This window comes from Vibrio gallicus (assembly GCF_024346875.1).
Classification (GTDB): domain Bacteria; phylum Pseudomonadota; class Gammaproteobacteria; order Enterobacterales; family Vibrionaceae; genus Vibrio; species Vibrio gallicus.
In genome coordinates this window covers 148,145-164,422 of the sequence record NZ_AP024872.1, presented here as the reverse complement: position 1 = coordinate 164,422, position 16,278 = coordinate 148,145, and the positions used below count along the sequence as shown (strand labels likewise).

Here is a 16,278-nt window from a genome sequence, read left to right as displayed (position 1 = left end):
CCACCGCTTTAACCATCACAAACGATCAGATCGCAGGACTTGGAAAAGGTTCAATTTATTTAGGCAACAACGCCACAACTAACTGGAAACAATATAACCAAGCCCTAATCAATCGTGGTTCACTGACATTCTGGATTGATGAAGAAACGATTCAACAGTGGAAGCAACTCAAGCAAGGTAAACGAGGTCGACCTCGATTGTTTAGTGACTTAGCCATTACGACCGCCCTCATGGTTAAACGAGTATTTGCGATGCCGTTGAGAGCGTTACAAGGATTCATCGATTCTGTTTTCAAACTCGCTCAACTCCCGTTGTCATGTCCTCATTATTCATGCATCAGTAAACGAGCCAAAACGGTTAATGTGTCATTCAAGACAAAGACCCAAGGCGCTATACAGCATTTAGCTATTGATGCAACAGGGCTGAAGGTCTACGGTGAAGGTGAGTGGAAAGTAAAAAAACATGGTACTGACAGGAAGCGTAGGGTTTGGCGTAAGCTCCATTTAGCAGTAGACACTAGCACTCATGAAATCATTGCGGCTGAGTTAAGTTTATCGAATGTCACTGACGGTGAAGTTCTTCCTAATTTACTGAATCAAACTCGTCGTAGAATCAATGAGATATCTGGTGATGGAGCTTACGACACAAGACAATGCTACGAAGCCATACGTATTAAACAAGCTGTTCCACTTATTCCACCGAGAGAAGGTGCTGCTTTTTGGGTGCGAGGTCACCCTCGTAATCTGGCGGTAGCTTGCCAGAAATTATACGGCTCAAATAAATATTGGAAAAAGAAGTACGGTTACCATAAACGGTCACTTTCAGAGACGGCCATGTTCCGTGTAAAGACACTATTTGGTGGGCGATTAAGTTTAAGAAACTATAATGCTCAGGTTGGTGAAACCTACGCCATGATTAAAGCGTTGAATAAGCTCACAGGGTTAGGTATGCCTAAAACGATAGAAATAGCCTAATAATCACCCATACTGGCCGTTTCTATCTGAGATCCAATTAGGAAACAAAGCCGTTAGTTGTTCTGTAGCGAGGCTTTGGCATTGATCTAAGTATGTGAGTGAACTTAGATGATCTGATCGTAGCTTTAAGCATTAGTTCCCTGATTTAGGAAACAAAGCCATCTTTCTCTTTAATTCGCGCTATAAGATAAGCGTCCATACCTACGTATTTTGAAGGCCACTTATAGAATATCGCGCTACACATACCGTACTCTCGCTAAAAGTTCAGGGATAAATGCTTCTGCTTGTTATAAGTTCAATTAGATCTGGCTGTTCATGTATCACAATTTTTCACGTTGAATCTCCTATAATAATCATAGGAGAATATTCTACGTTTAACTGAGTTTATTTCTCTGGGATATTACTCCATCAGTTTCATTAAATTTAATATTAGCATTTTTTATATCACGATGCCTATTCTGATTAAGGTATAATATAATCTCAATTATAAACGCAACACTCAATATAGAATTTACTGATATGGTATTCTCAAAAAAACATATAAATAGCAAACTATACGAAAATTTTAACAACTGCGCTCCTTTACACGATCTTAACAATCGAACCAAAGTATACATAATAGCGGTATAACCAATAATACCATACCCCAAAATAAAATTAAAATACGCTACATCTACTTTAGTAAAAGAACCACCGCCAATTAAGAACTGTAAGAGGTTATAATCTTTTATTTCTTTGAAAAACCCTGCAACACGTCCATTTAAAAATCTATCTAAATATAACACCAAATCTGAGCTGATATTATAATATAGTGATACTGCTATCAGAACAGGTATAAATAGAATAGCATATAATGCTATATCTACCTTTTTAAATTTATCATAAAAAATTGAAATAATGATACTAACTAACCAAGCCAGAATATATGTTCTCGAACCCAATAATAATGAAAGTGGTAAAAATGCTATAGAATACAAAGCAAACAACATCCACCTTTTATAAAATAACAAAGTAATAGCAAAGGTACATATTAACATTGATATAACGTTAGGGTTATTAAACCCTAACGACAACTTTATGGGAAAATAATGTGTAGTTGGCATGATAAATACATCATTTTCTAAGGCACCATTAAGTGCAAAATAAACTATTATAATAAACGTTACTAATATGATAAATGAAGTTATATCTAAAGCCTTTTCCAACCCATTATTTAGTAAATTAGTTAAAGAAAATGAAAACAATATTAATAAAGCCACATCAACATAAAAGTAATTCCTAGACAATAGTGCATATAATAATGTCAGCATAAAAAAGCTCACTATATATAATAAACTTTTTTTAAATACTAAAAGGGTTATTGCTCCTGACAATAATATAGTAATAAAAATATCAATATATCTTAGACCAACTAAGACATCTTTATATTCGTCAAAACTCACTACATAACTGTATATATTGGAAACATAAAGTATAGTAATAACAATAATAACTGTTATAAATTTAACATTTACTTTAATATTTTTTCTAACCATATTTTCTTTATATTGCCTTTAGAATACTGCTTGGAAGTTAATATGCCAACTTCAGATATGTTTGATATTTGTTCTTGATCATTTATTAATTTAGTAAGTTTGTATGCCATCTCTGGTATAGATTCTTTATTAACCAAAATACCATTTATATTATCTTCAATTATTTCAGATGGTCCTGTCGGACAATCAAATGATACGACAGCGCATCCCGCGCTTTGGGCTTCGACAATGACTAATCCAAAACCTTCGAATCGAGAAGATAACACAAATATCTTGGAATTATTATAATGCTCAAAAACGCTTGACGATTTTCCAGCAAAGATAACTCTCCCTTCTAATTCAAGTTCTTTGACCAAATCCAATAACTCATTTAATGCGCTGCCATCACCCACTAACTTTAGATTCCATTCCGGAAATTTTTTTGCAATCAAAGAATATGATTTTATAAGAATATCAAACCCTTTTTGACTCTCTAGTCTTCCCACTCCGAGAATCACATTCTCTTTGTCCTCTATCTGTTTAACTTCACCTTCAAGCAATGATACAGGATTTATCACTTTAACAGCATTGCAAAATTTTTCATATTTGGTTTTATCTTCATCTGTCAATGCTAATACTTTATCAGCGAACGGGTACAGTGTTCTTCTAAGAGTTTTCCATAAAAAACTAGGTAGATCAAAATGAATATGTTCGTAACAAATTACTTTTTTATTCAAAAATATGGTTGATAGTAGAGTCAAACAATTAGTAGAAGTCCAGTTTGATATAACAAAGTCTGGATTGGATGCCTTTACTACCTGTCTTATTTTCCAAATCAACATCAAATTACTTGGCATTAAATAGTCTATTCCACTTAATTTTGTATCATCCTTTTCAAAATTAAGGCTATACCTCTTTACTGACTCAGGTACTTTAAAAAAATCTTCTTCACTCTTCCTCACCGTAAGTAATTCGCATTCTATATCTGGCTCAATAGCAAATGTTTCTAAAAGAGAGTGTACTACTTTGTCAGTGCCACCACAGTGCATGGCATGATTCACAAACAACAGTTTCATTCAAGTTCCCTAATAATATGTTTAGCTAATTCAGCTATTCCCTGAGAAGTATTTTTATCTCTAAGATCTAGGGTAAAGTGAAAACAGCACCTGCGATAAGCTGCTATATACAACCTATTATATTCAGTAAAATCAGATAAATTAGGCAATGAGTCTAACTTTTTTCTTATATCGTGATGACTTGTAACCTTTACTACTAAAGGATGATCTTCATAAAAAACACTTCCAAATAACAATACAGGAATATTCAATAATACTGATTCATAACCAACCGTACTTGTCAGCGTTACAATAGCTTGACACTTTGGGATTAATTCTTTTACATTTAACTCTGGTTTTAGAAGCATGACATTTGGTAGTGAGCTAACCTTTCGATAAAAATCATAATCTTCAAATCCGGTTGCAGAGATATGATCTTTGACTAATAGGACCTCTCCTTCACGCAAACTAAATGCTGTATTTTTGATCACTTCGAATTCATTATCAAATTTAGCGAGTAGTGACGTAGACGATTCAGGATGATAATGCATTGGGTACAGGTAATAATTAGTATTATCATTAAAAATGACGCTATCTTGATAAAATTTTTGAATACGCTTTCTATTAAAATATCGTTTTATATCACGCAAACGATAAAGTAGAGATGATTTGATAGGTATGCCCGTTTGATAACCGGCACTATACAGGTATTTAAAATGAACGTTTAAACTATGCATAGATGGCATTGGTTTATTAAATAGTGCCTTAAACGAAAAATTTGACAGTCCGTTAAATTTCATATAATCGGGTTGAACCGTCGATATATTCTCAATATATTCTTTAGCATATGTCAGTTCTTCATCAGAAAATTCATTCTCTTTAATATAATTCTCAATATCATATTTTATTTCATGACCAAACTGTGAAAAGTAAACCATATTAGGGAGACGTGAAGATGTTAGCCCTATATATTGAATATCTAACCTGTTGCATACCTCATAAGCTATATTAGCAAACCCATTAGATATATTTTCATAAAATACACAATCAGGAGAGAATTCATCAAATAGTTCACTAAAGAATGCGTATGTGTTTTTTATATGATTAATTGCATTGGCACCTGAAAATTCATTTGAAAATCCATAATAAAGCCCACGGTCATAATCTGGATGCATCATCCAAGAAGAAAACTCATTAGGCAAAGATACACTATCTAGTTTACTTTTAGATATATCGGGGCATACAACAACATTCATTCTATCATTTGAGAAATATAACTCTTTGGAAAACTCATTCTGAACAGCATAAATAATATCACAACCACTATTCGATAGTTCATCACCAAGTTTAATATAGTACTTTGCAAATGCTGAAGTATTAATCAATATTACAATTTTCACCACACCACCTGTATTTTAGTTAACGTATATATTTTAGCCATAAATGTAATAACAGTCGATGATAAAAGTGACAACATCAAAACATCAATAGCTGGCAAATCTAATAATTGCCCAGAAACAATAAATAAAACGAATAATGCCAAATTTAAAATATTAATCTTCATTATCTTCTTATCCACTTCAAAGGCATATAATACATAATGACATAAAGTAGAAAAAACAACCAACACATTGAACGCGGATAACATCCAGAAATAGTGAGATTGTTCTAAGTACTCTTCCTTTCCAATTAAATCTAATAGTTCCTTCATGAATATCATTAAACCTATAATATAAGCACTACAAATTATGACTGCCTGAAGGATTGTTATTTTAATTTCTCTGCCAAACTCAATACGATTACTTTCATTTAATAATTTTATTAGCTTTGGATAAAAAAACTGAAATATAGCTGAATCACAGAATGCTAGCAATACCCCTGCAAAACTGGAATAAAACACATAAATACCTAAATCATGTATATTACCAAATTTATCTAAATATAATTTATCAAGTATAAAAATACTTCGGATTGCTAATGTACCGATAAAAAACAGTAAACTTGTTTTTATAGCTTTAAGCAACCAATGAATATCTAAGTTAAAGCTAAAGTGTAATGTTTCATTCCGCCTAACTTTAGTTAATAGAACATATATTACTGAAAATGATACAGCTAGAAAACTAAATATAAGCCATATAAGTAAAATTTGTTTTAAATCTAACTTTATTGTAGAAAAGAAATATACAGCAGCTACAACATAACACCACAGTGCAGATCTAATAAATAATTGAACACTGGCCACTAACTGAAACTGTTTTGCAATCAATACCCTGCCCAGTTCTTGATTATAATACTCTATTAAAATTAGAGTTATAATTAAGGGGTATACTCCTGACAAAGTAGAGTTGAATATAATGAAAAATGTTGTTATAGCCACACCAACCAAAGACAATATAAATATTGAAGATATATGTTTTTCAAGTGCACTATTATCACTTTTCTGTTTTATGATCTCTCTAGTGCTATAGGTGTATAGATCTAAACCTGTGAAATACATAAAATATATCGATATTCCTTGAATAAGACCATACACACCAAGCTCATATACAGTGAGCATTCGTGCAAGAACTATCATTAATAAAAATTTGGATAGCAATATAAGAACTCGAATTCCCATATTTATTATTCTTGGATTTAAACACAGTCGAATAATATTCATAGAATAATACTACTTATAGCAATTTTTCTTTTAAAAGTGGCGTCCCAATACTCATATCAATCTTTGCTATTGAACCAACTACTTCATCGTAATATTTGGGTGCTAAACCAAACCCAGGTCGAATACTCCGAACATGCTCATCAGTTAACACTTCACCAGCTTTAATATCTTTAACAATATATAATGAACGTCTAAATTTAACATTCCCTTTCTCTGCGTCAGTACGTTCGTAATTCACTTTCCCTAAAGATTGCCAAGCTGTATTTGTATCATCACAGAGTTGTTTCAACTCTTTAGGCTCAAGTGAGAAACTATCATCAGCACCACCACCATTGCGATCTAGCGTTACATGCTTTTCAATAAGGCAAGCTCCTAGTGCTATTGATGTCACTGCGGTAGCATTATCAATCGTATGGTCTGATAAACCAGATAGCACGCCAAAGCGTTGCTGCATATCAGAAATTGTGCGCAGGTTATATTGGTCGGCTGGGGCTGGATAGCCGCTCACACAATGCAAGACAACTAGTTCCTGACAACCATTGTTCTTTGCAACATCAATCGCTTCCTGTATCTCAACATCATTGGCCATCCCAGTCGACATAATCATTGGCTTACCTGTTTGAGCCACTCTTGCTATTAAAGGGTGGTCGACAAGCTCAAATGAGGCAATTTTATATGCTGGTGTATTGAGTTCTTCCAGTAAATCCACTGCTGTGAAATCAAATGGTGAACTAAATATCGTTATACCTAGTTCTTTTGCTTTCGCAAATAAAGGCTTATGCCACTCCCATGGCATATGGGCACCTTTATATAATTCATATAGTGTTTGCCCATCCCATAACCCGCCATGTATTTGGAATTCTTCATTATCACAATCAATAGTTATCGTATCATGGGTATAGGTTTGTAATTTAATTGCATCAGCACCAGCTTTCTTTGCTTCTTCCATAATCGCAAAAGCACGGTTGATATCACCATTATGATTTGCTGATAACTCTGCAATAATATACGGGGAAAAATCTTTGCCTATTTTACGGCCATCAATGGTTATATAAGGATTCATATTAATCTCTATTAATAGGGTAACGGATAAACTTTTCTGAGGAAATACGTTGGTAACCAGCCCGTTCAAACAAAGCTTGAGAAGCGGTATTCTCTTTTAGCACCCTAGCATGAAGGGTAATGTCTGAATGAACTGTATCAGAAAGCTGTAAAATTCTAGTTGCTACTCCCCGCCTATGGCAATCTGGAGCTACAAAAATAGATATGAGATAGCTGTTTGGTGACATTCGATCTAAACGATAAACGCCTAGAGGCTTGCCCCCTAACCCTTCTTTAACAATGTAAAACATGTCACCAGGGTTATCTAGTTTAAGGCTCATCCATTTAACATGTTCATCCCAAGAAGGTATTTGCTTGTTCAAAGCAAACCTTCGAGTGCTCGGATGACATTGCCAATCGTAAACCAAAGAAATATCTGCTGTAGTAGCCTTTTCAAGATGAAGCGACTGAGACGAACCACAGACTCCATTGATTGCTGCTACAGCAATTTTGACACCGCGTCCATCACACAAATTAAAACTTTTCGAACGATATACTGACCAGTTTTCAACCAACTTAACATACGCTTCTGGCAACTCTTCTTCTAGGTTCAGTAATGAAACACGAATCGCTGCATTATATGCTTCTAGCTTTGTACAGATTTCGTTCTGATTTGGCGCTAAAGGAATGACAATGCTCGGAAGCCCAAGTGCGGCTCTTTCCCATGTTGTACTGCCCGGAGCGCCAATCGCAATATCGTGCAATAGCATTAATTGAGACATATCTTGAACGAAATCAATATGAGTGAGATTTTCATACTTAGCACAAAACGCTATAACTTTATAATAATGCGGAGCTCTAGGACTTAATAGGACAGTAAAGTCAGCATCAACTCTTTGACTTAAGGATTCCAAAACTCTGAGTGTAGCGTTAGGAGCGTCAATGCCCCCCATAGAAACTAAAACCTTAGGTCTAACTAAATAGCTCGTTTTTTCTAAAGCTTTTTCTCTTACATGAGAAAAATGAGGTGATATTAAACTGTATTGACTACCCGCTAATACCGCTCTATCGCCTGAATACTCTGAGCTATCACGACCTAAAGTTTGATCGATAATCAAATCAGAATCGTGTATGCGTTTCAAATCATCTATTGCAACAATCTTACATTGGTAGTGATGCCGTACAATAGTTTGCCACTCACAACCAATAGCGTAATGATCGGTCACAACAACATCAGCATTCTCAATCAATTGGATAAAGTTGTGTGCGTCAACTTCTATTGGACGCTGTAACCAACCAAGATAGTCTTCATCACTTTTAGGCGGAGTCGACTTTCCCAATGAGGTCAGCGATATAACTTTAAAACCACGATTTTGAATAAAAGTGACCATGTCGCCTTCTTGGGGCAAGCATGCAAAACATACTCTATGTCCTTGCGCAGCCAATTCATCCGCTAAAACTAAGCAGCGCATCACATGACCGCTACCAATATATACCGAGGCATCAACTCGAAAAACAAAGTTCACAATTAGCCCTTCAACAATAGAGAATACAAAGCTTCTGCAAACTCCCAGTCCTCTGGAGTATCAATATCTTGCACTCGTTTTCTTGGAAGTAATACAACTTGTGAATGAGGTGCGAAAAAGCGCTTTTTCTCTAAGAAGGCTTCTTGAGTTCCCCAATAGAATTGACCCGCATCGTGATAAGCTTCTTGTAAGTCTTGAGACCTAGAGAGTTCATACTGCGGCTCAAACATTGACACCTCACCAAACTCAGAGAGTTGAATTGCACGCTGGATCGGAAAAGGAAAGCTTGTAGCACTGAATACGTACTCAGCTCCACTATCTAGTAATTTTTGCAAACCTCGTGCTAAATCATCACTGGTAACAAAAGGGGCGGTTGCGTACAAGCAACATACGTTGTCGACTGACAAGCCTTTGTCCACACACCAGGATACAGCATGTCCCATTACATCTTTCGTAGTAGCAAAGTCATCAGAAATATCTGTAGGTCTTATAAAAGGAACTTCAGCACCAAACTGCTTGGCGACTTCCGCTATCTCATGGTCATCTGTGGAAACCAACACCTTATCAAAACAGCCGGACTGAATCGCGGCTTCAATTGAATAGGCAATCATTGGCTTCCCATGAAACAACTTAATGTTCTTTCTTGGTATACGCTTACTGCCACCGCGCGCCGGTATAATCGCTATATTCATTTGCTATGCCTCGAGAATACCAGATAAAACAGACACTACTGTATCTTGTTGCTTATCCGTCATAAGATGGAACATAGGTAATGAAATGGCTTCTTCGTAATAACGCTCTGACTCAGGAAAATCACCCAAAGAAAAACCTAACTTTTGATAATAAGGCTGCGTATGTACTGGAATATAATGAAGATTCACACCAACGCCATTTTCACGAAGTGCTTCAAATACCTGTTTATGTGACAACGAAATTTCATCAAGCTTCAAACGAATCACGTACAAATGTAGGCCCGAGTAAGTACTCTCCAATTGGTAAGGAAGAACAATCGGTAATTTAGTCAGTAATTCATTGTATCTTTTCGCTAAGCGATGCCTAGTTGATACAAATTCACTGAGCCTGGTCATTTGACTGACGCCTAGTGCTGCCTGCAGTTCTGTCATTCGATAATTGTAACCCAGCTCAATTTGCTGATAGTACCAACCACCGTGCGATTCACCTTCCATCTTGTCCGCATCACGAGTAATACCGTGGCTACGGTATAATTCCATCTTTTCTGCAAGAGTCTGATTGTTAGTTAGAGCAGCACCGCCTTCTGCGGTCGTAACAATCTTAACCGGATGAAAACTGAATACAGTAATATCTGAATACGCACAATTACCTATCGGGGCATTATGATATTCACCGCCAATCGCATGTGAAGCATCTTCAATGATGCTAAAACCATATTCTAGCGACAGTGCGTGAATCGCTTTCATATCGCAAGGTTGGCCACACAAATGCACCGGAACCACTACCTTAGGTAGTGTGCCGTTGGCTTTAGCTTGTTTTAGCTTGTTTTCGAGTTTTACCGGACACATATTGTAAGTACGGGGATCAATATCGACAAAGTCGACCTTTGCACCACAATACAATCCACAGTTTGCGGAGGCGACAAACGTAACCGGAGTGGTCCAAAGTCTTTCACCCTTACCCAAGCCTAATGCCATACACGCAATATGTAACGCTGAAGTGGCGCTATTTACGGCAACAGCATAACTAGCACCAGTATGCTGCATCAACGAAGCCTCAAATGCTGGAACTTGCGGTCCTTGCGTTAAGAAATCAGATTTCAAGACATCAATAACACCATCAATGTCTTGTTGCGTAATTTCTTGTTTTCCATATGGGATCATTTTGACGCTCACACTGTAAAGTTAGGGTCAACATGCTCTTTGATAAGATCGCGCAGACCTTCAACGGTTTCCCAATCAGTATTAGTGCCTGAATTATACTTGAAACCAAATGGGACTTTTTCAGCCTTATGGTGCGTCATATAATCTTCTTCACTATATGTAAACGACACTGATGGCAAAATAGCGTAATACTTACCTAAGTCAATAGTATTGAATGAGTCTGTATCTGTGATCATTTCCTCGTGCAATTTTTCACCAGGGCGAATACCTACAACTTTAGTAGGAACTCCTGGAGCAATAGCTTCTGCAATATCCATGATTTTATATGATGGGATTTTTGGAATAAATATCTCACCGCCAAGATGGTTATCCAACGCATACATCACCATATTCACGCCATCTTGTAATGAAATATTAAAGCGCGTCATTTCTGCATGAGTAATTGGAAGTAAACCTTCTTCTCTCTTTTTCATGAAAAATGGAATTACTGAACCACGAGATCCCATAACATTACCGTAACGTACTACGCTAAATCGAATATCTTTTGAGCCTTTGATGTTATTTGCTGCGGTAAACAACTTATCGGAGGTCAATTTGGTCGCACCATAAAGATTAATAGGAGCACACGCCTTATCAGTAGATAACGCAACAACATCTTTCACACCACACTGAAGTGCTGCTTGAATCACGTTTTCTGCGCCATCAACGTTGGTACGGATACATTCAGTAGGGTTGTACTCAGCAGTGTCGACTTGTTTGATCGCTGCAGCATGAATGATCACGTCAACGCCTTCACAAGCTTGAATCATACGCGCTTGATCGCGAACATCACCGATAAAAAAGCGTAATTGTGGAAAATCTTTCGCTGGGTAGTTTTGTTTGATTTCAAACTGCTTAAGCTCATCGCGAGAATAGATAATGATTTTCTTTACGTCCTGATAGCGCTCTAAGATAGTTTTAATGAACTGCTTACCAAACGAGCCTGTACCACCAGTTATTAGTACAGCTTTATTATTCAACATGCTTTTTCCCATTATGTTTAGTATGGCCTAGAAACTAACATCGCTAGTTATGATGAGTTCTTGACCTTTTAGATTTCATTTGCACTCTCATATGATGAAACCGAGAGCAATTACCTATCAAATACTGTCTTTACAAAGACTTCTCTAGACTAACTAATAAAGACCATAATTCATAAAGTGTACTATAGACAACCACAATAGGATAGTAGCGCCTAGTAGACCGATTATAAATTAGCCTTACTTCCATAGAATCAACAGTTAAGGTAGCAAATAGTGCACTCAACACCATAGATACAACTTAGATATGACTAAATGATCACACTACATTTCAAACAAGATACCAATGCTCATACCTTTTTCAACGTGATTTGTACTTACTTCCTGCTATTCATCAGCTCAACCACCTAAGAAAACATAACTGGTATGCACCAATCGTCCCCCTCCTAAAACACAAAAACCCTAAACAGCTAAATACCGTCTAGGGTTTCATCTACAAATCAATCATGTTCAACTCAAAGGTATGTACTCGGGTATCCTCAGCTTATTTCCTGAGCCAGCTCACCCTCACCTTCCAAACGCTTCCATTTCCTAACAATCTTAGCCATCTTAAATGAATGCGTCATCCAATAGGTATGGAACAAGAAACAAGCGACTATGGTGTAGAACATGATGTACTCAGGAATGTCTAGATATTCACCCAGTAAGCCTATGCTTGAGTAAAAAACCTGCACTAAACAAATCACCACTAATGCCTCTCTTGGCGTAAATCCAATGCGCTGCATGATGTGGTGGAAGTGCTCACGATCGGGGTGGAATGGAGAGTGGCCTTTACGAACTCGGCGGATCATGATTGCCATCATGTCGATAAGCGGCACAGCTATCAGCCACAAAGCGGTTACCGGGCGGATCACGTAGTGTCCGTGTGCTGGTTGCGTACCACCAATCAAGATCCAAATAACGGTAAAGCCAATCATCATGCTACCCGCATCGCCCATAAAGACTTTTCGCACTTTACCAAAGTAGCCTAGATTAAATAACACAAACGGCAGCAATATGACGACGAACACGCAGCTTAGATACGCCAGATGAGGTGAACCGTGGGCATAAAAGACTACCCCAAGTGAAGCCAGAACCACCATGGTTAAACCGCCCAGCAATCCATCAATGCCATCCACCATATTAAAGGCGTTAATTGCACCAATCACTGCAAACAGCGTGACAACCGTATCTACAATATCTGGAAATGCCCATACGCCAAAGCCTAGCGCATTCCCTATATGGGTCAGCTTGAAACCGGTATAGTGGATCATAACAAGGGTTAATACCGCTTGTACTCCCATACGGAGCTTGTAGCTGATATCAAAGCGGTCATCGACAGCCCCAATTATGACTAAGGTTGAGATACAACAAGCAAACAGTCCTGGAAACAAAAATTCATTCGCATTGACGTAAAGGAAGAACAGCAAAGTAATGCAAATGGAAATGCCACCAACCAACGGCACACTGCCTTGGTGTAGTTTGCGAGCGTTAGGTTTATCTACGAGCCCTATCGCGTACCCTACTTTACGCATACAGTACAGCACTGCAAGCGACAGAAAAAAGAACATCGATAGCTCGACAAGAGTGTCAAAGTAATTCATGAAATTGAAAATCCGTGCTTCTAAAAACGACAATAAATAATTATTACTACCCTTGTTTACGTCATACCCAACCAATCATCCATAACCAAAAATCGAAGATGCAAACTTGATTTAGGGTTAACCGCTCAACCTTTTTTTATTTATAGGTTTGGCTCCTAGAAGCGAGTTAACCATCACACTCAATGCAAGAATAAATATACGCTCACTGTGCATAAAGAGTTATTGACGCAAACTCTGCGCTTACTTTGCACCAATAGCGTCAGTCATTCTGTGACCAATATCATCAAACACACATTCACCTCGGCTATTTGTCATACAAATGTATCATAACCACCAGAAATATCTTTAGTGAAATATTCATCACCCATCATCAATAGTGCCGATGCAATTTAAGGTTTGCGTATTTTACGATAGCTGATAGCACATTCAATTTTGTTCAGGCAACAAAAAAACGTCTCTAAGGACGCTTTTGAGAACGAATAAGTATTTATCTACCCGACTTTTTTATAGATACGCGTAGGTCTCCCAACACTACCATAGGAGACACTCGCTTCAAGAAACCCAAGGTTCACTGCATATTCAAGGTAACGCCGAGCAGTTGTTTTACTCACTCCAACTAAACCACTAACTGAATCTGAGGTATGCTGAGCTTCTGAGCCGAACGCTTCTATCACTCGTTGCAGGGTTAATTGGTCAATATTCTTAGGCAACTCATCAACGACTTTACTGTCACGGCGTACCCCATAGGCACGATTCACCTCAGACTGCTTTAACTCTGTCTTACCGTGTATGGTGCGATAGTAATCTCGGAAACGATTCAATACATCATTAAATGAAATAAGCGCCAGCGGTTTTATCAAATAATCAAAAGCGCTCAACCTAATTCCCGAGGTCACGGTCTGCGCATCCGAGGTGGCTGTTAGCAAGATAACATCCACATCAGGAGCAGAGCCAGTTCTCAGCCGTCTTAGCCACTCTATGCCACTGCCATCGGGCAGGTAGTTGTCTAAGATAATCAGGTGAGGCTGCATGGTGTTTTGCAAAAACTTAGCATCCGCTAGCGTTGATGCTATCCCCACCACCTCATAGTAAGGATTCTGCCCTATATAGGCTGCGATCATTTCTGCCAACTCTAGCTTATCCTCAACCACCAGCGTTTTTATCTTATCTATCATCACTAATACCGATGCCATTATCGTATACCTCAATGACAATCTCTTTACCTACATCTGTGGCAAATAGCTCAATCTCTCCCTCTTTACGATGAGTTTTGGTTATCGCTTCATAGGCATTGTCTAACAGATTACCGAGGATAGTCGCCACTTCATCGGCAGTTAAAGGCGAGTTATTCAAACGTAAGCTAGAGCCTTCAACAATAGTAAGTTTATACCCAAGCTCGGATGAGCGATGTTTTTTGCTCAGAATAAGCGCCGCCACCATAGGGTGAAAATGGCCAGTAATCTGCGAAAGATCCTGCTGGAGTACGTTATTTTCCTTATGAATAAATTTTAGAGCCTGCTCATACATCTGCATCTCTAACATACCTGAAACCACAGCCATGTTATTCGCATACTCATGCGTTACCACCCGCATCGCATCGCGCTCTTTTGCCACCTGACGCACCATAAGCTGTAGCATAGCGGGGGTATTTCTTGGCCTGAAACTCACCACATAACCTACAATCTCTTGTTCATCGCGCATTATGGTGCGCGAGGCTAGTAGAGTTTCACCATTGATATTAACCGTGGTTTCACTGACCTCTTCTTCTGCTTGAGGTGTGAAAAGGTCACTCGGATAACAGTGCTCTGAAACATGGGTATCAAACAAGGACTCCCTCGGTTTTTCTATCCCAAGAATGTTGATGGCGCTCTTGTTAATCACCATGATCTTACCTGAAGTATCGACCGCAATGACCCCTTCAGCAACCGAATTCAAGATGCCGATACGTAGGCGAAATGCTTGCGCTGATGGCGGAAGCCTAGATTCTGGGCTCTAGGTTCTGCGAACTCCCGTCACCTTCAACTCCCGTCACCCCGGTAGTCTTTCAAGCCGGGGTCTTTAGGTACTCATATTTCACGTCAAAACAGCAACTATAATTAAACCCTGAGAGCCTACAGATCCCCGCCTACGCGGGGAAGACGATAACGGAAACCCAGAGCCTAGGTCCTAGGTCCTAGGGTAATCCCCCAAAAACAACAAAACCCCAGCAAGCCATAAGCCTCCTAGGGTTTAAATAATCTCCAACACCCAACCCAACTCCCGTCACCCCGGTAGTCTTTCAAGCCGGGGTCTTTAAGTACTCATATTTCACTTCAAAACAGCAACTATAATTAAGCCCTGAGGGTCTACAGATCCCCGCCTACGCGGGGAAGACGATAGCGGAAACCTAGGTTCTGGGCTCTAGGTTCTGCGAACTCCCGTCACCTTCAACTCCCGTCACCCCGGTAGTCTTTCAAGCCGGGGTCTTTGAGTACTCATATTTCACGTCAAAACAGCAACTATAATTAAGCCCTGAGAGCCTACAGATCCCCGCCTACGCGGGGAAGACGATGGCGGAAGCCTAGGTTCTGGGCTCTAGGTTCTGCGAACTCCCGTCACCTTCAACTCCCGTCACCCCGGTAGTCTTTCAAGCCGGGGTCTTTGAGTACTCATATTTCACGTCAAAACAGCAACTATAATTAAACCCTGAGAGCCTACAGATCCCCGCCTACGCGGGGAAGACGATGGCGGAAGCCTAGGTTCTGGGCTCTAGGTTCTGCGAACTCCCGTCACCTTCAACTCCCGTCACCCCGGTAATCTTTTAAGCCGGGGTCTTTAAGTACTCATATTTCACTTCAAAACAGCAACCATAATTAAGCCCTGAGAGCCTACAGATCCCCGCCTACGCGGGGAAGACGATAGCGGAAGCCTAGGTTCTGGGCTCTAGGTTCTGCGAACTCCCGTCACCTTCAACTCCCGTCACCCCAGTAGTCTTTTAAGCCGGGGTCTTTA

Annotated in this window: 13 protein-coding genes; 1 reads left to right on the top strand and 12 read right to left on the bottom strand. The window is 38.7% G+C overall.

Annotation, left to right across the window (positions count from 1 at the left end; all coding sequences use genetic code 11):
* Nucleotides 1-53: 53 nt before the first annotated feature.
* Entirely contained in the window at nt 54-974 is a 921-nt protein-coding gene (locus OCU28_RS12460; RefSeq protein ID WP_390623841.1) for an IS5 family transposase, read from the top strand.
* Nucleotides 975-1,348: 374 nt separating this feature from the next.
* Here OCU28_RS12460 and OCU28_RS12455 read toward each other — a convergent pair whose 3' ends face one another.
* The 12 genes from OCU28_RS12455 to OCU28_RS12400 form a co-directional block, all read right to left on the bottom strand.
* On the bottom strand, nt 1,349-2,509 hold the full coding sequence (locus tag OCU28_RS12455) for a hypothetical protein (RefSeq protein WP_261818009.1): 1,161 nt from the start codon (nt 2,507-2,509) through the stop codon (nt 1,349-1,351).
* Entirely contained in the window at nt 2,485-3,564 is a 1,080-nt protein-coding gene (locus OCU28_RS12450) for a glycosyltransferase family 4 protein (RefSeq protein WP_261818008.1), read from the bottom strand. Before OCU28_RS12450 ends, OCU28_RS12455 begins: the two co-directional genes overlap by 25 nt.
* Nucleotides 3,561-4,943 carry a capsular polysaccharide export protein, LipB/KpsS family gene (locus tag OCU28_RS12445; RefSeq protein WP_261818007.1) on the bottom strand — a complete coding sequence of 461 codons (1,383 nt, stop codon included), beginning with the start codon at nt 4,941-4,943 and terminating at the stop codon, nt 3,561-3,563. The genes OCU28_RS12450 and OCU28_RS12445 overlap by 4 nt, the downstream gene beginning before the upstream one ends.
* Entirely contained in the window at nt 4,940-6,202 is a 1,263-nt protein-coding gene (locus OCU28_RS12440) for an oligosaccharide flippase family protein (protein WP_261818006.1), read from the bottom strand. The genes OCU28_RS12445 and OCU28_RS12440 overlap by 4 nt, the downstream gene beginning before the upstream one ends.
* 13 nt (nt 6,203-6,215) lie before the next feature.
* On the bottom strand, nt 6,216-7,265 hold the full coding sequence (gene pseI / locus OCU28_RS12435) for a pseudaminic acid synthase (RefSeq protein ID WP_261818005.1): 1,050 nt from the start codon (nt 7,263-7,265) through the stop codon (nt 6,216-6,218).
* A gap of 1 nt (nt 7,266) precedes the next feature.
* Nucleotides 7,267-8,769 (bottom strand): UDP-2,4-diacetamido-2,4,6-trideoxy-beta-L-altropyranose hydrolase, encoded by a 1,503-nt coding sequence (gene pseG, locus OCU28_RS12430; protein WP_261818004.1) that lies wholly within the window; start codon nt 8,767-8,769, stop codon nt 7,267-7,269.
* A gap of 2 nt (nt 8,770-8,771) precedes the next feature.
* Nucleotides 8,772-9,461 (bottom strand): pseudaminic acid cytidylyltransferase, encoded by a 690-nt coding sequence (pseF, locus tag OCU28_RS12425; protein WP_261818003.1) that lies wholly within the window; start codon nt 9,459-9,461, stop codon nt 8,772-8,774.
* A 3-nt stretch (nt 9,462-9,464) separates the two neighbouring features.
* Nucleotides 9,465-10,637, bottom strand: a complete 1,173-nt coding sequence (pseC, locus tag OCU28_RS12420) for a UDP-4-amino-4,6-dideoxy-N-acetyl-beta-L-altrosamine transaminase (protein ID WP_261818002.1) — start codon at nt 10,635-10,637, stop codon at nt 9,465-9,467.
* Nucleotides 10,634-11,647, bottom strand: a complete 1,014-nt coding sequence (pseB, locus tag OCU28_RS12415) for a UDP-N-acetylglucosamine 4,6-dehydratase (inverting) (RefSeq protein WP_261818001.1) — start codon at nt 11,645-11,647, stop codon at nt 10,634-10,636. The genes pseC and pseB overlap by 4 nt, the downstream gene beginning before the upstream one ends.
* Before the next feature lie 536 nt (nt 11,648-12,183).
* Nucleotides 12,184-13,287, bottom strand: coding sequence for a UDP-N-acetylglucosamine--undecaprenyl-phosphate N-acetylglucosaminephosphotransferase (gene wecA, locus OCU28_RS12410; RefSeq protein WP_261818000.1), 1,104 nt, complete (start codon nt 13,285-13,287; stop codon nt 12,184-12,186).
* Nucleotides 13,288-13,778: 491 nt separating this feature from the next.
* Nucleotides 13,779-14,480 carry a response regulator gene (locus tag OCU28_RS12405; protein ID WP_261817999.1) on the bottom strand — a complete coding sequence of 234 codons (702 nt, stop codon included), beginning with the start codon at nt 14,478-14,480 and terminating at the stop codon, nt 13,779-13,781.
* The gene (locus OCU28_RS12400) at nt 14,452-15,222 is read right to left on the bottom strand and encodes an ATP-binding protein (protein ID WP_261817998.1); all 771 of its coding nucleotides are present in this window, start codon (nt 15,220-15,222) and stop codon (nt 14,452-14,454) included. Before OCU28_RS12400 ends, OCU28_RS12405 begins: the two co-directional genes overlap by 29 nt.
* Between the last annotated feature and the right edge of the window lie 1,056 nt (nt 15,223-16,278).

Bases quoted from the DNA above. Each gene is read 5' to 3' on its own strand.
- OCU28_RS12450 (WP_261818008.1), bottom strand. From the start codon at position 3,564: ATGAAACTGTTGTTTGTGAATCATGCCATGCACTGTGGTGGCACTGAC.
- pseI (WP_261818005.1), bottom strand. From the start codon at position 7,265: ATGAATCCTTATATAACCATTGATGGCCGTAAAATAGGCAAAGATTTT.
- OCU28_RS12440 (WP_261818006.1), bottom strand. From the start codon at position 6,202: ATGAATATTATTCGACTGTGTTTAAATCCAAGAATAATAAATATGGGA.
- OCU28_RS12405 (WP_261817999.1), bottom strand. From the start codon at position 14,480: ATGGCATCGGTATTAGTGATGATAGATAAGATAAAAACGCTGGTGGTT.
- OCU28_RS12455 (WP_261818009.1), bottom strand. From the start codon at position 2,509: ATGGTTAGAAAAAATATTAAAGTAAATGTTAAATTTATAACAGTTATT.
- wecA (WP_261818000.1), bottom strand. From the start codon at position 13,287: ATGAATTACTTTGACACTCTTGTCGAGCTATCGATGTTCTTTTTTCTG.
- pseB (WP_261818001.1), bottom strand. From the start codon at position 11,647: ATGTTGAATAATAAAGCTGTACTAATAACTGGTGGTACAGGCTCGTTT.
- pseF (WP_261818003.1), bottom strand. From the start codon at position 9,461: ATGAATATAGCGATTATACCGGCGCGCGGTGGCAGTAAGCGTATACCA.